At 34.2% G+C, this 18,822-nt stretch carries 24 protein-coding genes and 1 other annotated feature; of the genes, 11 read left to right on the top strand and 13 right to left on the bottom strand.

Annotation, left to right across the window (positions count from 1 at the left end):
• The first annotated feature begins 112 nt into the window (after nucleotides 1-112).
• Nucleotides 113-442, top strand: a complete 330-nt coding sequence (locus Q5Y73_RS00325) for a toprim domain-containing protein (protein WP_305989859.1) — start codon at nucleotides 113-115, stop codon at nucleotides 440-442.
• A 109-nt stretch (nucleotides 443-551) separates the two neighbouring features.
• On the opposite strand, the gene Q5Y73_RS00320 is transcribed toward Q5Y73_RS00325, so the two are convergent.
• Together Q5Y73_RS00320 and cyoE are read right to left on the bottom strand one after the other, a co-directional pair.
• Entirely contained in the window at nucleotides 552-1,184 is a 633-nt protein-coding gene (locus Q5Y73_RS00320) for an SCO family protein (protein WP_305989858.1), read from the bottom strand.
• A gap of 10 nt (nucleotides 1,185-1,194) precedes the next feature.
• Nucleotides 1,195-2,118 (bottom strand): heme o synthase, encoded by a 924-nt coding sequence (cyoE, locus tag Q5Y73_RS00315; RefSeq protein ID WP_371320116.1) that lies wholly within the window; start codon nucleotides 2,116-2,118, stop codon nucleotides 1,195-1,197.
• A 377-nt stretch (nucleotides 2,119-2,495) separates the two neighbouring features.
• On the opposite strand from cyoE, the gene Q5Y73_RS00310 reads away from it, so the two are divergent.
• The 3 genes from Q5Y73_RS00310 to Q5Y73_RS00300 all read left to right on the top strand — a co-directional run bounded on the left by Q5Y73_RS00310 (nucleotide 2,496) and on the right by Q5Y73_RS00300 (nucleotide 4,695).
• On the top strand, nucleotides 2,496-2,918 hold the full coding sequence (locus Q5Y73_RS00310; RefSeq protein ID WP_305989857.1) for a cell wall hydrolase: 423 nt from the start codon (nucleotides 2,496-2,498) through the stop codon (nucleotides 2,916-2,918).
• Nucleotides 2,919-3,071: 153 nt separating this feature from the next.
• Nucleotides 3,072-3,533, top strand: a complete 462-nt coding sequence (gene gerQ, locus Q5Y73_RS00305) for a spore coat protein GerQ (RefSeq protein WP_371320150.1) — start codon at nucleotides 3,072-3,074, stop codon at nucleotides 3,531-3,533.
• A 166-nt stretch (nucleotides 3,534-3,699) separates the two neighbouring features.
• Nucleotides 3,700-4,695 (top strand): metal-dependent hydrolase, encoded by a 996-nt coding sequence (locus tag Q5Y73_RS00300; protein ID WP_305989855.1) that lies wholly within the window; start codon nucleotides 3,700-3,702, stop codon nucleotides 4,693-4,695.
• A gap of 186 nt (nucleotides 4,696-4,881) precedes the next feature.
• Here the strand turns inward: Q5Y73_RS00300 and Q5Y73_RS00295 are convergent, their stop codons facing one another.
• Nucleotides 4,882-5,100: an alpha/beta-type small acid-soluble spore protein gene (locus tag Q5Y73_RS00295; RefSeq protein ID WP_305989854.1), complete on the bottom strand. Its 219-nt coding sequence runs from the start codon at nucleotides 5,098-5,100 to the stop codon at nucleotides 4,882-4,884.
• A 116-nt stretch (nucleotides 5,101-5,216) separates the two neighbouring features.
• Between Q5Y73_RS00295 and Q5Y73_RS00290 the strand changes: the two genes are divergently transcribed.
• Nucleotides 5,217-5,390, top strand: a complete 174-nt coding sequence (locus tag Q5Y73_RS00290) for a DUF5325 family protein (protein WP_305989853.1) — start codon at nucleotides 5,217-5,219, stop codon at nucleotides 5,388-5,390.
• A 21-nt stretch (nucleotides 5,391-5,411) separates the two neighbouring features.
• Here Q5Y73_RS00290 and trpS read toward each other — a convergent pair whose 3' ends face one another.
• The 3 genes from trpS to Q5Y73_RS00275 all read right to left on the bottom strand — a co-directional run bounded on the left by trpS (nucleotide 5,412) and on the right by Q5Y73_RS00275 (nucleotide 7,691).
• On the bottom strand, nucleotides 5,412-6,401 hold the full coding sequence (gene trpS, locus Q5Y73_RS00285) for a tryptophan--tRNA ligase (protein ID WP_305989852.1): 990 nt from the start codon (nucleotides 6,399-6,401) through the stop codon (nucleotides 5,412-5,414).
• A gap of 50 nt (nucleotides 6,402-6,451) precedes the next feature.
• Nucleotides 6,452-6,692 (bottom strand) — a binding site (T-box leader).
• Between the two features lie 30 nt (nucleotides 6,693-6,722).
• Entirely contained in the window at nucleotides 6,723-7,220 is a 498-nt protein-coding gene (locus Q5Y73_RS00280; RefSeq protein WP_305989851.1) for a hypothetical protein, read from the bottom strand.
• Between the two features lie 81 nt (nucleotides 7,221-7,301).
• Entirely contained in the window at nucleotides 7,302-7,691 is a 390-nt protein-coding gene (locus Q5Y73_RS00275) for an O-methyltransferase (RefSeq protein WP_305989850.1), read from the bottom strand.
• A gap of 304 nt (nucleotides 7,692-7,995) precedes the next feature.
• On the opposite strand from Q5Y73_RS00275, the gene Q5Y73_RS00270 reads away from it, so the two are divergent.
• Nucleotides 7,996-9,246: a methyl-accepting chemotaxis protein gene (locus Q5Y73_RS00270; RefSeq protein WP_305989849.1), complete on the top strand. Its 1,251-nt coding sequence runs from the start codon at nucleotides 7,996-7,998 to the stop codon at nucleotides 9,244-9,246.
• A 94-nt stretch (nucleotides 9,247-9,340) separates the two neighbouring features.
• Here Q5Y73_RS00270 and Q5Y73_RS00265 read toward each other — a convergent pair whose 3' ends face one another.
• Nucleotides 9,341-10,438 (bottom strand): SDR family oxidoreductase, encoded by a 1,098-nt coding sequence (locus Q5Y73_RS00265; protein ID WP_305989848.1) that lies wholly within the window; start codon nucleotides 10,436-10,438, stop codon nucleotides 9,341-9,343.
• 239 nt (nucleotides 10,439-10,677) lie between these two features.
• Between Q5Y73_RS00265 and Q5Y73_RS00260 the strand changes: the two genes are divergently transcribed.
• The gene (locus Q5Y73_RS00260; protein WP_305989847.1) at nucleotides 10,678-10,827 is read left to right on the top strand and encodes a YycC family protein; all 150 of its coding nucleotides are present in this window, start codon (nucleotides 10,678-10,680) and stop codon (nucleotides 10,825-10,827) included.
• A gap of 17 nt (nucleotides 10,828-10,844) precedes the next feature.
• Here the strand turns inward: Q5Y73_RS00260 and Q5Y73_RS00255 are convergent, their stop codons facing one another.
• Nucleotides 10,845-11,216, bottom strand: a complete 372-nt coding sequence (locus tag Q5Y73_RS00255) for a globin domain-containing protein (RefSeq protein ID WP_305989846.1) — start codon at nucleotides 11,214-11,216, stop codon at nucleotides 10,845-10,847.
• Nucleotides 11,217-11,364: 148 nt separating this feature from the next.
• On the opposite strand from Q5Y73_RS00255, the gene spoVV reads away from it, so the two are divergent.
• Both spoVV and Q5Y73_RS00245 read left to right on the top strand, forming a co-directional pair.
• Nucleotides 11,365-12,597 carry a dipicolinic acid transporter SpoVV gene (spoVV, locus tag Q5Y73_RS00250; protein WP_371320115.1) on the top strand — a complete coding sequence of 411 codons (1,233 nt, stop codon included), beginning with the start codon at nucleotides 11,365-11,367 and terminating at the stop codon, nucleotides 12,595-12,597.
• 97 nt (nucleotides 12,598-12,694) lie between these two features.
• Nucleotides 12,695-13,501 (top strand): NAD kinase, encoded by an 807-nt coding sequence (locus tag Q5Y73_RS00245; RefSeq protein WP_305989845.1) that lies wholly within the window; start codon nucleotides 12,695-12,697, stop codon nucleotides 13,499-13,501.
• Between the two features lie 127 nt (nucleotides 13,502-13,628).
• Here the strand turns inward: Q5Y73_RS00245 and Q5Y73_RS00240 are convergent, their stop codons facing one another.
• Complete coding sequence (locus Q5Y73_RS00240) at nucleotides 13,629-13,919, bottom strand: YutD family protein (RefSeq protein ID WP_305989844.1); 291 nt, start codon at nucleotides 13,917-13,919, stop codon at nucleotides 13,629-13,631.
• 60 nt (nucleotides 13,920-13,979) lie between these two features.
• Nucleotides 13,980-14,876: a lipoyl synthase gene (gene lipA / locus Q5Y73_RS00235; protein ID WP_305989843.1), complete on the bottom strand. Its 897-nt coding sequence runs from the start codon at nucleotides 14,874-14,876 to the stop codon at nucleotides 13,980-13,982.
• Nucleotides 14,877-15,130: 254 nt separating this feature from the next.
• Here lipA and Q5Y73_RS00230 point away from each other — a divergent pair, with 254 nt between their 5' ends.
• The gene (locus Q5Y73_RS00230; protein WP_305990830.1) at nucleotides 15,131-16,096 is read left to right on the top strand and encodes a M23 family metallopeptidase; all 966 of its coding nucleotides are present in this window, start codon (nucleotides 15,131-15,133) and stop codon (nucleotides 16,094-16,096) included.
• Here the strand turns inward: Q5Y73_RS00230 and yunB are convergent, their stop codons facing one another.
• The 3 genes from yunB to Q5Y73_RS00215 form a co-directional block, all read right to left on the bottom strand.
• A complete protein-coding gene (gene yunB / locus Q5Y73_RS00225) occupies nucleotides 16,097-16,855 on the bottom strand; it encodes a sporulation protein YunB (RefSeq protein WP_305989842.1) in 759 nt (252 codons plus the stop codon).
• A 167-nt stretch (nucleotides 16,856-17,022) separates the two neighbouring features.
• On the bottom strand, nucleotides 17,023-17,805 hold the full coding sequence (locus Q5Y73_RS00220) for a TrmH family RNA methyltransferase (protein ID WP_305989841.1): 783 nt from the start codon (nucleotides 17,803-17,805) through the stop codon (nucleotides 17,023-17,025).
• A 9-nt stretch (nucleotides 17,806-17,814) separates the two neighbouring features.
• Entirely contained in the window at nucleotides 17,815-18,474 is a 660-nt protein-coding gene (locus Q5Y73_RS00215) for a potassium channel family protein (protein WP_305989840.1), read from the bottom strand.
• Between the two features lie 96 nt (nucleotides 18,475-18,570).
• Between Q5Y73_RS00215 and sspI the strand changes: the two genes are divergently transcribed.
• Nucleotides 18,571-18,774 (top strand): small acid-soluble spore protein SspI, encoded by a 204-nt coding sequence (gene sspI / locus Q5Y73_RS00210; RefSeq protein WP_305989839.1) that lies wholly within the window; start codon nucleotides 18,571-18,573, stop codon nucleotides 18,772-18,774.
• The last annotated feature ends 48 nt before the right edge of the window (nucleotides 18,775-18,822 follow it).

Here is an 18,822-nt window from a genome sequence, read left to right as displayed (position 1 = left end):
TGGTTCCGGAATTGCCATAGGATGTGGCAGGTTATTCTCGGCCTAATACTTTTGCGGGGCCCTTTATTTTCTTAAGCCCATAATATAATTGCCTGTATAGGAGGATAGTCTATTGGATGCAGTTATCATTGTAGAAGGTCATAATGATCGAATTCATTTGCGGAAATTTATTACTGATGAAATTGAGATTTTATGTACTAACGGTACATTAAACTCACAAAGATTAGAGGCTTTAATTCATCAGATAGATCAGAAACAGGTAATTATTTTTACTGACAACGACTCTGCAGGTAAAAAAATCAGAAAAATATTAGCAGATGTTTTTCCCGATGCGGAACATTTATATACGAAAAAAGGATATGCCGGGGTTGAAGGAACCCCAGATGAACATATTTTATCCCAGCTTGAAAAAGCAGAATTAGACGACTACATACTGAAGTAAAGTAAGATAATCTCTTATCAGTGACCCAACGATGTCATTGAGTCCTTCTAAAGTAACAGAAAAAAACCAGCACTTAAAAGATATTAAGCGCTGGTTTTTACTTCATAAATTATAATAATGCTTCCACATGTTTTACTACATTCTCAACATTCTCTTCAACAGTCAACTCATCATCAATAAATAAGTATTTTTTAATGTTTCCGTCTTTATCAATTAATGTGAAAAAGTTCGTATGCCCGAAATCTCCACCCTCTAATTCCATTACACTTACACCATATTGTTTAGCAAGATCTCTTGAATACTGCTCCTCACCTCTAAGAAAATACCAACCAGACAAATCTGGATTATATCCATTTGAGAATTCAATTAATCTTTCACGAGTATCTCTTTCAGGGTCAAAGGTAATAGAAAAAATAGCTGTATCATTGCCAAACTTCCCTTCCTCTTTTAAACGATCCTGAACTTGAGATAATATATAAGTAGTAGGCGGACAAACATCTACGCAGGTTGAAAAATAAAAATAAGCTAATCGTACTTTTCCATCTGTTTCTTCTAGAGCTACCTTGTTGCCATCAATATTTTCCAATTCAAACTCTGGTGCTTTTTGAGTGTTTTCTTCCGTTATAAAACTCACTTCTGACTCTGATTCAGGAAGTAAATTGGATATTAAATAAATCGACATCCCTATAATTAGAATTCCCATTACACTAAAGTAAGTAATTTGTAGCCATTTTTTATTCATATTCATTCACCTAACTTGCTGTATTTATAATCATAACTAAAAAAATAACCATTAAGTAATTGATAGAAAACAAAAACGTTTTTCTTGCCCACTTTTCATCATCTTTAGTAACAAATCCTGCTAAACAATAAACTAACCATACTGCAGTAAATAAAGTTGAGATAATCAAATAAATCCAACCCACATAATCATATTGATACAACATGATATTTACAGGAAATAAAAGCAATACATATGGAATCATTTGAATTTTTGTTCTTTTTACACCTTTTACTACAGGTAATAAAGGAAATCCTGCTGCACGATACTCTTCTTTCCTGCGAATCCCTAATGCCCAGAAATGTGGAGGCTGCCACAAAAATAATAGAGCAAACAATAGCCAAGCTCCTGCATCTATCTCATTCGTTACAGCACAATATCCAAGAACTGGGGGCATTGCCCCTGAAATCCCACCAATGGATGTACTCCATGTAGAATTCCTTTTCAGCCACATTGTGTAAACAAATACATAAACAAAAAATCCAATAAATCCTAATAATGCTGAAAGAGGATTAACTAAAAAATATAGGAAAATCAGTCCAATGATTCCTAATGTAATCCCATACCAAAAAACAACTTTAGGATGAATTCTGCCGGATGGCAATGAACGTTCTTTTGTTCTTTCCATCTTCTGATCCATTTCCCGATCCAAAAAGTTGTTTAATACACATCCAGATGCCATAATCAATGCTGTTCCAATCATCATATAAACAAATATGAACCAATCAATATCCCACTTAGAGGCTAACATAAAACCTCCAAATGCTGCAATTAAATTTGATCTTATAATTCCTGGTTTTGTTAACTGGATAAAATCTCTCCAAGAAGCTTTTTCTATTTCACTAGCATCAGATATTGAATCATTCATCACTTGAACATCTAACTGTTTGCCCACCTATCAAAAATCCTCCTTAGAGCGTAAAATAACCCACAAAAGTATATACTTGCACGTACTCCCCTATAAGCTAGTTTAAATTCACACCACATGGAAGTAATGCTACCTTAGTCATCTATTACTTTTGTGAAGTCTTGAGCCTAATAAGGATGGAAAGTTAACCATTCCTATACCACCTTAAAAAACATATTTATAATCATATCAGTCTGTAGTACATTTGACAACAAAATCGAAGTTTATTCATATTTTAGACTTAAATTTTTTTGTCATTTAGTCAAGCAGTGTCCCATAACTATATTAATGTATTGTTTTGTATAAATAATTCATTCATTATATGACTTTATATATTCCCTATTGAAAGGATGTGACAAGATCAAATGGCAGTCATAAAAGTAAATAGTGGAGATGTAGAATTATTAGCAAGATTGTTGAGAGCAGAAGCAGAAGGTGAAGGGGAACTTGGGATGTTAATGGTAGGAAATGTTGGTGTCAACAGGGTAAGGGCAGATTGTCTGGATTTTAAAAATATTCGTTCCATACCAAATATGGTTTATCAAAGTCCAGGAGGTTTTGAAGCTACACAAAAAGGATATTTTTATCAAAGAGCAAGGGATAGAGAAATCCGATTAGCAAGAAGAGTGATCAATGGTGAAAGATTCCATCCTGCAACAAATTCATTATGGTTTTTTAGACCAGAAGGAGCTTGTCCAACCCAATGGTTTAATCAATACAATTCAGGGAGATATAAAGCACATTGCTTTTTCTCACCAGTACAAAGCGCTTGTCCAAGCGTGTTCTAATGTATATTATTCAAAAAAATTATATTCAAGGAGGTATACTCAATGAGTGCAAATCCAAATTATGGGGTGGCCAATGCCCAAACTTATGCAAATGCTATGAATACAATGGCTCAACCCTACTCTAATGTAATGGCTCAGCCCTACTCTAATGTGATGGCCCAACCTTATTCAAACGTAATGGCTCAACCTTATGGAAAAGCAATGGGTCAACCTTACGAAAATCCAATGGTAAGTCCTGCATCTATGGCAAAACCAAGTCCTTATGCAAGTCCTTATGCAAGCCCCTATGCACCTAGCGGTTCGGTACTTGGCAGTGCAACGCCAGCAATGCCTGAATTAACTCCACCTGGGCAGTTGCCGATGGAAGTTTCATATATCGAAAACATATTAAGACTGAATTTAGGAAAAGAAGCGACCATTTATATGACATATGAAAACAATACCGAATGGAATGCAAAAGTGTTTAAAGGTGTGCTTGAAGCAGCCGGAAGAGACCACATCGTAATTAGTGATACTGATACAGGGAAAAGGTATTTGCTGTTAATGGTAAATCTAGATTATATTACATTTGATGAAGAATTAAACTATATACCACCATTTGGAGCACAATCTTAAGAAATTTTAAAAAAAAAAAAAGGACCCAAATCATCACATTTGATGAATGGGTCTTTTATTATAATTTAAGACTTTAAATTGCCGAACAGTTTTTTTAATTGATAGTATAACTTTTCCTAAGCAGAACAAGCTAAATATATAATTTCATTTATTGGAGGGAACCACATTGGATTCTGGTACACATTTTGTGGTAGGTCTTGGATTAGCTGGAATGGCTACGGTTGATCCTGTTGTTGCAGCTGATCCAAAGGTGTTTACAGCTGTGTTAGTAGGAACTGCATTAGGTTCACAAGCCCCAGATTCTGATGGGTTATTTAGGCTTAAAGGAAATGCAGCATATATTAAAAATCATAGAGGATTATCCCACTCACTCCCAGCACTTTTCATTTGGAGTTTTTTGATTACTGGACTTTTATTTCTCATATTTCAGAACATTCCTGTTCTCAATGTAATGTTTTGGGTATTCCTTGCCGTTTGTGTACATGTTTTTTCAGATTTATTCAATACTTATGGAACTCAAGCACTAAGACCACTTTCAGATAAATGGATTTCTTGGAATATTATCCACATTTTTGATCCCATTATATTTTTTTCACATGTCTTTGCTCTTGTTCTTTGGGCCTTTCAAATTGTCAATGCTTCTTTACTATTTCCAATCTTATATGGTTGTTTAGTAATATATTATATTTGGCGAACATTAATACATTATTTCTTACAAAAGAACCTATTTAAAAAGGATGCAACTTATCAAAAGGGAGACTCATATATCCTTATCCCAACCATCCGTCTTTCTGATTGGAAGATCGTAAAAGAAAATACAGTTGGGGTACATTTTCAAGGAGAACTAAAAAAGGATCACCAAATTGAATGGATTGATGAGGTGAAATGTAAATCACACCCTGCTATTGAAGCCTCAAAACAAAATTCAGACATCGCAGCATTCTTGTATTTCTCTTCTGAACATGCATGTTCAGACCTAAGACAGCACGATTGGGGTTATGAGATACGTTGGTTTGATGTACGATTTAGACATCGTAAACAGTACCCATTCGTAGGTGTTATATTAATGAATAAAGAGTATAAAACGATTAAATCTTATGTAGGATGGATAAATGATGAGAAGCTTGAAAAACGTCTTGGCGTGAACGAAACGGGGATATAATCTAACACATACATGAATTGACAGCTTGACTTTCTGTCTACGTCAGTGACTTGCCAATCATGAAGTTAACTTTCAGCGGGAGATATAAAAACTCCCACTGATAGCAACATTCTCTTTATAAATTCTAAATATATAAGAAAAGCTCAAGGTAATTTACCTTGAGCTTTTTTCACTTTTAATTTACTATTAAGGTTGTCTACCTGCTAATGTTTGCTCTGCAATTTGTACTAAATGACGGGTCATGTATCCACCAATTGTACCAGTATCACGTGTAGCCATATTGCCATAGTACCCGTCTTGAGGGATTTGAATCCCCAACTCCTGTGCTACTTCATATTTTAATTGATTTAATGCTTGAGTAGATTGAGGTACTACTAGTTGATTACTGCTTCGAGATCTTGACATTGATGAGCACTCCTTTCAATCTATGTTGTTTTTACAAGCTGCTTGTATGACTATTATGTTAACATTTGAAAAAAACTATTCATCCTATTTTCATATCATGAAAGGTGAGTCATATTATGAGTAAAAAATCTGCACTTTTGTTTTCTGTTATTGGTGTACTTTTCTTAGTTTTAACAGGTGTTTCTTTAAGCTATCAGCAACCTCTATTAGCATTGTTATTTATTTTCTTATCTTTCTTCACAGTTGGAATTGGTTTTATGGTAAAAGCTAAAACAAGAAAAAAAGAATAAGAATTATTTGAGTTTTTGTTATTATTTTAGAGGCATCAAAAAACCCATTCTTTGTTTAATCTCCTTCAAAGTTTCGTTAGCAACCTCAGCAGCTCTTTCAGCCCCTTGCTGTAAATACTTGTGTAATTCTCCTGAAGCTCGAATTTCCTTGTAACGCTGCTGTATAGGTTCAAAAGTAGCTACGACATGCTCTGCCAAGTCCTTTTTAAATGGACCATATCCCTGCCCTTCGTATTGCTGCTCTATCTCTTTAATACTCAAAGCTGAACAATAAGAATATATCGTCATTAAATTACTGACTTCTGGTTTATTAACCGGATCAAACAAAACTTCTCTTCCAGAATCCGTCGTTGCTCTTTTTATTTTTTTACGTAATACATCAGGTTCATCCAACATTGCAATGAAGCTATTTGGATTTGGGCTGCTTTTACTCATTTTGTTAGATCCATCATCTAAAGACATGATTCTAGCACCAACTTCAGGAATATACGGTTCTGGTACCTTCAGGTACTCCCCATATCTTTGATTGAAACGATTGGCTAAATCTCTAGTAAGTTCAAGATGCTGTTTCTGATCGTCACCAACAGGCACTAGATCGGCATTGTACAATAAAATATCAGCGGCCATTAAACCAGGATATGTGAACAGACCTACACCGACTGATTCTTGCTTTCCAGACTTATCTTTAAATTGGGTCATTCGTTCAAATTCGCCCATATAAGCTAATGTAGTCATAATCCAACCTAATTCAGCATGTGCTGGAACGTGAGATTGAACAAACACACTGGATTTATTCGGATCTACACCTGCAGCAAAGTACAATGCAGCTACCGATTCTGTTTGTTCTTTCAGATCTTCTGGGTTTTGCGGGACGGTAATGGCATGCAAATCAACGATAGAAAAAAAACATTCATGTGTTTCTTGCAACTTCACATAGTTTTGCAAAGCCCCGATATAATTTCCAATTGTTAACTTTCCACTTGATTGAATACCAGACAATACTCTTTTCATCATTTTACCTCCAAATTTGTTTTTTAATAACGCAAAAAAGGCCTTTCGTCGAAAGGGACGAAAGACCGTGGTGCCACCCTAATTTATTTCTTTAAAAAAACATGAATTCGCATTTGCGTAAAGAAACCTTAGTATCCGATAACGGGGAATTCCGTGCAGTCTACTTGAAAAACTTTTTTCGACCTTAAGCTCAAGGACCCATTTCAGAAAACACATTGTACCGATTTGCAGCAACCATCGGCTCTCTGAACAACAAATATGATTTCTTACTTTTCCTATCATTGCTTCTAAACTTATGATTTATTTTATTATACACATCTCTTATTCGTTGTCAATTATTTCTTTCTTCAATTTCATCATCAATTCCTGTATTACTGGCATCGTATCTTTAAAATAAGGAGAATAATCCAAATCACGAATAAAATCTAAAAACTGAGTACCTATTCTGTAAACGATATTTTGATATTGTCGCAAATCAATAAAATATTCGTCCATCTCCTTATGTTCCTCACCTTCTGATTCTTCAACTTCAATATAATGAATCATTTTAGAATTGATGTGTTGTACTACAAAGGAAAATCCTCTACAGTCTGGATCACCACAACCACAAACGAAAAAAGGTGTTTTCTCCCACTCATTTGCTGAAGCAAATCGGTTTGGTAGAGTATCTTCCAACGTACTCAAAATCAATGCAGGTAGTCCAACATCTATACATAAAGGTTCATCAATGATGATATCACCATCTATTTCCATGTATACATCTGCCTGTACAATTTGCAATTCCTTATTTAACGACAAATGGTTGTAAGTTAACTTCATAGTGAATCCACCCTTTCAAAATAACCGTCATGTTAAATATGATTATAACAGAATGGTGATATCACAATCTGCAAACCATTATCAGCACCGAGAAGAGATATTCTCATTAGACCTGCTCAACAAATTAGCCATATTGTAATTTGACTCGAATTGTACACTTGTTGCCAATTTTTTGTTTTTGAGAGCAAATTCAAAGGAAATCTGACCGTGAGTCCAATGACTTTTATACTTTAAAGAATGGATCGCCATTTTCTTAAAAGCATAAATTTGTTTACTTGTTAACCCTTGATGAAATGAGAGATCTTTAGATTCACACCCTTGTATTGGATCATGAATGACACCAAATTTACCAATTGTATTATTACGTATATGTAAAAATACAATCCCTGAAGACAGGCTGGATAATTCCTCTTGAATTTCATTAAACACTAAATCAAGCTGTCTTGCTAATGACAACTGCTCAATATACATACGCATTACCCCTTATTCAATTATTAAGAACCTAAGTACTACTTTTTTTAAAAAAATTAGGTAGTTGAGAGGATTGTGAATTGAAAAGCAGAAGATTAAAATAAAAAGGGTATAAGACTAGAGTAGAAATATGTTAAATTTTACATATTTGTAAATATAATAATACAAAATTCTATATTTGTAAATTGTTTTTTCTTCATCATTCGTCATCATATATCACAATCTGACAACTTCATAGTTTTTTTTTATAACTGATGATATAATAAAATCAGAAAATTTTAACATTTATAAAGGAGTTGACGTAGTGAGTTGGTATAATGAGCTGTCTATTAAAAATAAACTTTTGATCGGAGTATATTCCATTCTAGCTGTATTTTCAACAGTTTCCATTCTCTTTGCCGAAAGCAAACTGATCGTTTCCATCATAGTTGTAGTTTTATTAGCATTAAGCTATCCATTTATTTTAAAACATGAAAAAATTGTTAGTGAATCTATTGATAATATTTCAAGAGCAGCAATAAAAATAGCGCAGGGAGACCTTCAGCAAAAATTATATATCACATCAGAAGATTCGATCGGCGAGCTGGCTAGCGCTTTTAACAAAATGTCTGAACGGATGAACAATACATTAAAAGATACATTAAGTATTTCTAAAATGGTTTCTGATTCAAGCAGAAGCATTTATTTAAAAAACAAATCATTAAGTGATGTTTTAGATCAGGTAAACTTATCTACAAATGAATTAGCTACGGGTGCAAATGAGATTTCAGAGGATGTATCCAACATCTCAACATCTATTCAAAACATTGAAACAAAAGTCAGTACATATACTGAATCAACGATAGAAATGAATAAACATTCTCAAAACACATTACAATTAGTAGACAAAGGACGAAATGCAGTAGAAAGTCAAAGTGCAGGTATGAAGGATACTGTAGAAGCTACTAATCACGTTTCTTTAACCATAAATGAATTAGCTAAACAAGCGGACGGAATCTCAAAAATAACTAAAACGATTTCTGAAATTGCAGAACAAACGAACCTCCTCTCCTTAAATGCCTCGATAGAAGCTGCTAGGGCTGGAGAACACGGTAAAGGTTTTGCAGTAGTTGCTCAAGAGGTAAGGAATTTGGCAGAGGAATCTACTGAATCAACAAAGGAAGTTTTTAATTTAGTTAAGAGCATCGACCATGGAATTAAACAAGCAATTGAAAATATTGAGAAAAATGAAGAAATCGTTAAAAATCAAACGTTTATGATCCAAGAAACAGAAAAGGTTTTTAGTGAAATTGTACATAGCATTCAATTTATTACAGATCGAATTTATGAATTTTCAAAGGAAAGCGAACTAATGCTTTTAAGTGCAAAAAAAATATCTGAATCTATGGAGAACATTTCTGCTATTACACAACAATCCGCAGCAGGTACAGAAGAGGTATCAGCATCCATGAATGAACAAATTTCTTCTGTTCAAGAAGTAGTTCTAGTCTCCGAACAGATGACTCATAAGGCGTCTAAGCTTCAACAATCCATAGAAATTTTCAAATTAAAGTAATAACATTAGCTTCTTATTTACACAAACAAAACCTATTTAAAGTTAAAAATCACCTGAACATTCAGGTGATTTTGTTTATTAATCATCATTCAACTTATCGAATGACTAATTGTTTCTTTTCATCATTTTTATGTGTTTTATAATAATTAACCATCGGCTCCAGTTTCTCCATAAAATCAGGACAGCTGATCCCCGATCCCTTTAAATCTTCTACGGCATTCTGACAATCAAATTTGGCCTCATACTTAAAATAATCCAAAGCTTCTTTTTCTACTCGTAAAAATTTTCGAACAAACTTTATATTTAAAAGGAAAGCTGTAACTACTATTGGGATTCTACCTGTAGGTTTTTTTTGCAGCAATTCGTTCATTAGTGCCGAATATACATCTTTCACTTTATAAGGAGATGGATCTGTTAAATGATAAGTTTTTCCTTTTCCAACCTCCGTATGACCCAAATAACAAGAAGCAGCAATAATATAATCCACAGGGACTAGATTAAGCTCTACTTCTCCTGGTCCTATATACGGAAGGATTGGGAGAAACTTAAGTCGATCTAAGAAGTTAAGTATAAAATAAGGACCATCAAATTTAATCGTTTCCCCTGATTCAGAATGTCCCTTTACAATCCCAGGTCGTATAATCGTAGTTGGTATGTCTTTCATTATTTTTTTAACTAATATCTCTGCTTCATATTTCGTCTCTTCATAATAATTTTGAAATTGATGATTCCCCTCAAGGTCCGATTCCAATACTTTTCCTTTACGATCTCCAGCTACATATGCAGTACTAAAGTATATGTAACGCTTTAATTTTTGTAAGCGCTTAACAAATTGATTAACATGTTCTGTTCCTGTTACATTAACAAGATAAGCTATATCTTTTGGAACAGCTAAATCGTATATGGCTGCAAGATGAAAAACATGGGTGATAGTAGAAAAAAGATTTTCACTATAATGATCTGCTATACCAAGGTTTTCTTTAGTTATATCCCCTTCAATTATTGTAAAACAATCTTTTTGTAGACCTCGATCCTTTAAGAGATTAGCCGCTTCTATTTCAGCCTCCTTATACATATTCGGTAAAACTAGTACATAAATGTGATCTACTTCTTCCTGCTCCTTAATCAATTGATGTATAATCTGACTAGCAATAAAACCCGGAAATCCGGTAAAAAAATACGAATTACCCATCTAAAGCTTCCCCCTTTTATGTCCCCATTCTCACTTGTATGATAACAAAGAGTCTGAACAAATGACGAAAAAAGTCAGAATGTTTATAATTTTATTTTAACATGCCTTTTTCATCTTTCAAGACAATTTAAAAATGATATAATATACATATGACCCCATTGATTAAAGAATATTTGGTAAAAGTGAAGTGAAGCTTAGAACATAAATCCCTTGATATAAAAACAAAAGGAGAGTTTAACATGAAACCACTACAAATTTCACCTGAAACAGCTCAAGCACTAGCTAAAAAGCTAAATGTCCCGATCGAACATTTAATGCATATGCCTCAGCATATTTTAATGCAAAAACTAGCGGAGTTATCTAAAAAAGAGGATGAACAAAGCGAATAAATTCGCTTTGTTCTATTTTAACTGTTAATAAAATGATATGCAGGACCAGATAACCTTTCTAACAATATAGATTGAAGGTTCTCATCAAGATCTATTTGAGTAAGTGCAGTTTTCATACAGATTAACCAAGCGTCAGCACGTTCTTTCGTTATTTCAAACGGGATATGTCTTGCCCTCATCATAGGATGTCCGTATTGTTCAGAATAAAGAGGAGGTCCACCAAAAAATTGGGTTAAAAACAAGTATTGCTTCTCCATCACTGGCGTGATATCCTCTGGAAACAATGGTCCGATCATAGGATTCTTTTGCACGATAAGATAAAAAGTTTCCACAATTTTTCGAATCGTCGATTCCCCGCCAATCATTTCATATATAGTTCTATCTTCCATTTTCTCGCCCTTCTTTACTTAAAGTTTGTTCTGCTTATTTATTATATCACATTGAATCCTCGTACTTATTCTCGGAATGAACCCGTCAACCATTTCATACTATGGTAAATAAGCTTGTTCAAATGTAGAACCTTAAGGAGGGCTTTTGATGCTCCCCAGCACAAAAAATGCATTATACATGATCCCATTCATCAGTTTGATTTTTGTTGTTTTATTCTTTATTTACCCGACAAATAGTTTAGAAGCTGCCTTAAGAGGAATTGCGATTTGGTGGGATGTTTTATTTCCTGCACTCTTTCCTTTTTTAGTCGTGTCTGAGATTTTACTGGGAATTGGTATTGTACATTTCTTCGGGACTTTATTTGATCCCATCATGCGCCCATTATTTCGAGTACCTGGAATTGGTGGCTTTGTGATGACAATGGGTTTTGCTTCAGGTTATCCTGTTGGTGCAAGATTAACCTCTAAATTGTGGGAACAGAAACTTGTGAATCAAATTGAAGGAGAAAGGCTTGTTTCATTCACTTCTACATCTGATCCGATATTTTTAATAGGAGCAGTATCAGTTGGATTTTTCCACGATGCGAATCTCGCGCTTATCTTGGCTACATCACATTATGGAGCAGGTATTATTGTCGGATTAATGATGAGATTTCATGGAAGGAACTTAGCTATAAACACTACAAATCATACTTCCAAACAATCAGGGTTTATTTTATTTCGAGCTTTTAGATCCATGCATAAAGCTCGTTTAGAAGATGGTAGAGCCCTAGGGGTTATTATATATGAAGCGATAGAGGCTTCCATCAGATTAATCTTTGTTGTAGGTGGACTTGTTGTTTTTTTCTCAGTTATTTTAGAAATCTTAACCATCACAAATTTTTTGAATTTATTTAATGAAATATTTCATCTGCTGCTGCCCATATTTGGACTCCCTGCAGAACTTTCCCAAGTTATCATTAACGGCATATTTGAAGTAACCTTAGGAGCTAAGTCAGCAGCTGATGCTGACTCAAGTTTAATGACCAAAACTGCTGCTGCCGCTTTTGTTGTTTCTTGGGGTGGACTTTCCGTCCATGCTCAAATCATGAGTCTTTTACATACAACAAATTTACGTTATCATCCATTTTTGTTTGCTAGACTATGTCACGGAATTTTTGCCGCTGTTCTCGTATTTTTATTATGGACTCCCTTTCAATCTCATCAAAAAACACTTACTTTTTTTATACCTGCGATGAATATAAGTTCAGAAACTCAATACCACTCACTCATTTTCTCCTTTTCATTATGGATTGTTTCATTTTTACTTATTTGTACACTCAGCTTGTATTTCATATATATGCTCTTCAAACTATTTCAATTTGTATTTAAACTTCATTAAGTGTAAGAAGCAAGTTGTCCTATTTAAGATTGTTTTATAAATGATTTTTGTATATGATGGATAAAGCAAAGCAAATGATTTGTAGGGGGTTACACTTTTGAAATATTTCGTCTTGAACCGTGGGGATGAAACTTCTTTAAAGCTATCTCATAAATTTCATAAGTTAGCAAACCAATACAATATGATTCTTGATGAAAAATCACCTGATATTGCTGTATCCATTGGTGGAGACGGAACCATGTTATATGCATTCCATAAATTTGTTCAAAACCTAGACCATATATCATTCGTAGGTATACATACAGGGCATCTGGGGTTTTATGCAGATTGGAAACCTAATGAAATTGAACAACTGTTAAGCTTGATGGTTGAAAAAGGAAATTCAGAGCAGATTATTGTTGAATATCCGATCGTACAATTAGAAATTAAAACCATAAAGGATACAAGGATTTATTATGCATTGAATGAAATTACGATAAAAGGAATACATGCTACTTTAGTAGCCCAACTTGATATTAATGATGATCAATTTGAAATGTTTAGAGGCGACGGTATTTGTATTTCAACTCCGTCCGGAAGTACAGCTTATAACAAGGGCTTGGGTGGTGGAATTATTCACCCTGCATTGCCTTCCATTCAAATTACAGAAATCGCATCTATCAATAATAGAGTATTTAGAACATTAGGTTCACCCATTATTTTACCGAAACATCATCACTGTGATATTTATCCAAAAGCAAAACAAAAAATATTACTTTCTGTAGACCATTTACAATTTGAACATGATGATATTATTTCAATTCGCAGCAGTGTATCTCATAAAAAGGTCCGTTTCGCAAGATATCGCCCGTTTCCATTCTGGAATCGTGTTAAGGATGCTTTTGTGGGGAATGAATCAAATTAAATATTTTTACATAAACGTAATAAACCGTCCTAATATGGACGGTTTATTACGTTTAGTATTCGTTAACTATGAAAACACCAATTACATAATGAAATTCTGCCTTTTTCAGCCCATTTCTTTTATACATTTATGTTTGTTGATTGGTTTTTTTAACCTTTTTTAAAACAAAATATGCGCATCCAAAATTGCAATATTCGTAAATATAATCCTCAAAGCTATTAATGGAAGACTCTTTTGTTGCCTTTGTATGACCATGATTGTAAAAACCTTTTAGTCGAAGCTGGCTATAACCCCAATCTCCAACGATAAAATCATATCGATCTAACACTTCACTGTATCTTGAACGAAATGCTTCTTGATTCCAGCCGTTTTTATGATCTTTAATAAGTTCAAATGACTTCCCTGTAATCTGGATCATCTTTCTAATTATCCTCCTTGAGAAAAAGCACTAACTTTATTCCTCATCATGAGGAAAGTTTTATCTAGCATTTAACGTTTCGTTAGCAGCTTCCTTCTGCTCGCGTGCATGATAAGAACTTCGTACTAAAGGTCCAGCTTCTACATGACTAAACCCTCTTTTCATACCTTCTTCCTTCAACAAAGCAAATTCCTCTGGTGTATAAAATTTCTTAACTGATAAGTGTTTTTTTGTTGGCTGCAAATATTGACCTATAGTTAGTATATTGCAATCCACTGCTCTTAAATCATCCATGGTTTGAAGGATTTCATCCCATTCTTCTCCTACTCCAATCATTATGCTTGATTTTGTAGGTATTTTACTCTTATATAATTTTGATCTGTGCAACAATTCAAGTGAACGTTTATATTTTGCCTTTGAGCGAACTCGATCAGATAATCTCTCCACAGTTTCAATATTATGATTTAACACCTCTGGTTTGGCATCTAAGACTTTATATAAAGCATCCTCATTTCCCATAAAATCAGGTATCAATACTTCCACATCACAGAAAGGAAGACGTTTTTTTACTTCTTTGATTGTCTCTGCAAAAATAAGCGCCCCTCCATCAGCCAAATCATCTCGTGCTACTGAAGTAATTACACAATGTTTTAATCCCATCTTTTCAGCAGCTTCTCCAACTCTTTCTGGTTCCTGCATATCCAACTCATTTGGAAGCCCTGTATTTACAGCACAAAAACGGCAAGCTCGTGTACAAATATCCCCTAATATCATAAAAGTAGCTGTTCTATTTGCCCAGCATTCATGAATATTTGGACATTTTGCTTCCTCACACACAGTATGTAGTGTTTTTGTTCGCATCGTTTTTTTAAGTTCTTTAAATTCTTGAAGTTGTTCACCTGAAGGCAACTTTATTTTTAACCATTCTGGTTTTCTCTGTGGTGTTTGTGTAGCCATGTTTATCCCTACCCTTCCTGGGTTCTTAAGAATTAATATGTATATGTATTATAACAATGGATTTAAAAACTTGCCACCTTTGTAAAATTTGGATTGGATAAACCAAAGTTTCAACGAGCAATCTAAAAAACAATCAGATCATTTAAATAACAACTAATCATTACATTTCTATATAAATAGCCAACATTTTTGGAGGGATCATATTGAAAAAAATACAATTGTATTGCATTCGTATACTTATCCTAATGCTCTTTATGTTTTCTTCTATTGTTAATCCTTCGCTTGCAAATAAAAAGGAAGAACCTAGCATAAAACAAATATACGAACAGCGTCAACAGCTATACGAGGAAATAAGCTTGGTCACTGGAATACCTTGGTTTTATTTAGCAGCTATAGATCAATATGAAAGATCACTTAGTATCGCAAATCCAAAACAAAGACCGATCAGAGAAGGCCTAATAGGTATTCATATTTCAAAAGAAAGTTGGGTAGGGTATTTAAACCCAGATATCGATGATTCAAATATAAAATCGATATTATTCTTTAACGGTGTTGGAAGAGATGGATCAGGAGACGGGCTGGCAGAGTGGAGTAATGATCAAGATGTATTATACACGATAACACAGCACATTTTAAAATATGGCTTATCCAAAGATGATCTACATATTGCCTTGTGGGAGTATTATCAAAATTCAAGAAGTGTGAAAAGAATTGAACAATTTGCTACGATTTATGAAAAGTATGGAACATTAGATTTACACAAGCATGCTTTTCCAGTACCACTTCGTTCAGATTATTCGTATCGCAGTACATGGGGAGCAGGAAGAAGTTTTGGTGGATTCCGAATACATGAAGGAACTGATATATTTGCTCGTCATGGTGTGCCTGTACGTAGTACTTGTTACGGTGTTATTGAAGTCATGGGCTGGAATCGTTATGGAGGCTGGCGTGTAGGAATAAGAGATCTAAATAACGTTTATCACTACTATGCTCATTTATCTGGATTCAACAAAGAAGTGGAACAAGGAGACATCGTAGAACCTGGTCAAGTCCTTGGATGGGTAGGAAGTTCAGGTTATGGTAAACCAGGAACACAAGGTAAATTTTCTCCTCACCTACACTATGGATTATATCGAGATAACGGATATAGTGAATGGTCTTTTGACCCTTATCATTACTTAAGAAAATGGGAACGTGAGGAGCGAAAAAATCGTAAATGATTAGTTTTCTGTTTGCGTATCATTTTCTTCAATTTGATTAAATTCAGGAAGAGAAATTGGTGGAATCGGACTCGTTCCATTTAATGAATCCATTGGTTTACCATTATTATCAAAATAATAAGTTGGAACATCTCCTACTACTAATAGATATGTTATAGGGACTTCCGTTTCTACAATTTCAGGTTCAGTATCAAATGGTATGATGATTGTAACTTCAGTAATAATACGAATGTAAACTTCAACTAAAATCATATTAATTCCAGCGTCTTCTTTTCTCGTATTTAGATCAACTTTGACCGCACCAGCAGGTACAAATTTAATCGGAACTTCGGGGCCAAATGAAGCAATGATTGCACTGTCTAACGCTTGACCTAATGGAATAGACTCCGGTACTTTCTGTAAATCATCCAACGTCTTTTGAACAATGCTCACTGTCTCAGATGCAATTCTCATATGCTCAGAATAATTCAACATAAACCCCGTTATTTTTCCAGTATGATCATACTGCCACTCAATTAATCGTTCAACATCAGTTCCCCTAGATATTTGCTCTGTAATTGATGCATTTATAGATTGTGTTGCAATCTGTTTTATTCTAATTTTGGCAACATTCATTAATGGGGGACGTAAGTTTCGCTCTACAAAAATAAAACTTTGAACAGAAATGAGCGTAAAGATAAGAACTACTAAAAAAAACACTTTTTTTTTGCTCCCTCTTTTAACAGCTTTTCTGCTTTTCCACCTTCTTTTTCTTCTCATGTATGATTGCCCCCCGCTTAACCAATATCATCCACACTTCCTTTTAAATAAATTTATGTTCTTAATGCAAAAAAAAGAAGGAATAGCTTATGAAAAGTCTTTTCCTTCTTTCAAATATGCAAATATACTTTGCTTATCACAAGTGGAGCGTATAAGAGTAAACACAATCAAACCCTATACTTACGCTGCCTCAAAGCCTCATACAACATAATCGTTGAAGCCATAGCTACGTTCAAAGACTCCGCTTGTCCCTCAATTGGAATTTTAATTTGTTTATTAACATAATGGTTTAACTCAGGAGATACACCGCTTCCTTCATTCCCTACAATGAACCAGCTTCCAGCAGTTAAATCAATTTCATAACAGTTTGATTCTGCTTGTAAACTAGTGTTGATGACCTGAATTGAACTATTCTCTACCTTCTTTAGTATTTCATTTAAATCCCGTTCTACAATAGGCAAATGAAAAAGAGACCCCATTGTAGAGCGAACCGTTTTGGGATGATGTAAATCCACACATCCCTTTCCTAAAATAATACCAGAAGCACCTACAGCATCAGCACTTCGAATAATCGTCCCTAAATTACCAGGATCTTGTATCGCATCACAAACAACTACCAAAGCTTTGTCATTAAATAATGATGTCTCGCCCCAATTTTTTATATGAATAACAGCAAAAATACCTTGTGGTGTTTTTGTATCGGAGCATTTAACCATGATCTCGCGACTAACACTAATCCATCTGTCTTCTTTGTATTCCAACAATTCATTTGGAATGCCTTTATCCTCTGAATAAACAACATGCTCTATATTTACATTTGTACTATTGAGTGCTTCCTTAACTAAATGAGCTCCTTCAACTATATATTTCCTCTGACGATCTCTGCCCTTTTTAGTTAAGAGCTTCACCCAATCTTTTACATGACTATTTGTTAAAGAGGTAATTTTCATATGTATCACTTACTCCCGAAATGACATTTCAAAATTTTGCAAATGTTCATTGTCACCCACAACAACCAAGATATCATCTTCTTTAATTAAATCCTCTGCATGGGGAGCTATGTTCATTTTATCCGAACTTTTGATAGCTATTACGTTGCAGCCAAATTTCGCTCGTATATGCAATTCACTTAAGTTTTTCCCAATCATTCTAGATGCTGCCTTAATTTCCACAATACTGTAATCACCAGAAAGCTCTATATAGTCAATAATATTTGGAGATATTAAATGATGTGCAACTCGCACACCCATGTCTCTTTCAGGGAAAATGACTTTATCAGCACCAATTTTTTGCACAACTTTACCATGCAAATCATTTTGTGCTTTCACAATTAAAGTATTTACGCCTAAATCCTTAAGTATCAAGGTTGTTAAAATACTTGCTTGAATATCTTGTCCTATGGCTACAACAACGACATCAAAATTTCTAATCCCTATCGCTTTTAAGGCTTCTTCATCAGTAGTATCTGCCTGGACAGCATGGGTAACTTCATTAATAATTTCTTGAATGCGACTTTCGTTAGAGTCTATAGCCAATATTTCAAAACCCATATGATATAACGTTTTTGCAACACTAGACCCAAAGCGTCCCATTCCAACAACGGCAAACTGTTTTTTCAAAAAAAGCTCCTCCTTTGAGGTGTAAACAAAATTGATATTAAACATAAAAATGGAGCAAAATAATAAATATTCGACATGATGTGGAGGTTTTCAATAATGATGGACTTAAGACAAGCTATTTTCCAAAAGCTGCAAAATAAAAACCAGTCAGAACTGCATGATATTATTAATGATTCTGTTAACAATGATGAAAGGACCTTACCTGGTTTAGGTGTAATATTTGAGTTGATTTGGGAAAAATCGGACGAACAAACTCAAAACCATTTAGTTTCTACCTTGGAAAATCATATACCTCACTAATAGCTCAACCATGGAAAGGGTTGCCTCCGTTATTTTAAAACAATATAT

This window comes from Chengkuizengella axinellae (genome assembly GCF_030730905.1).
Lineage (GTDB): Bacteria > Bacillota > Bacilli > Paenibacillales > KCTC-33759 > Chengkuizengella > Chengkuizengella axinellae.
Note: the sequence above shows the minus strand (reverse complement) of the source record. Positions and strands in the feature narration are given on the sequence as shown.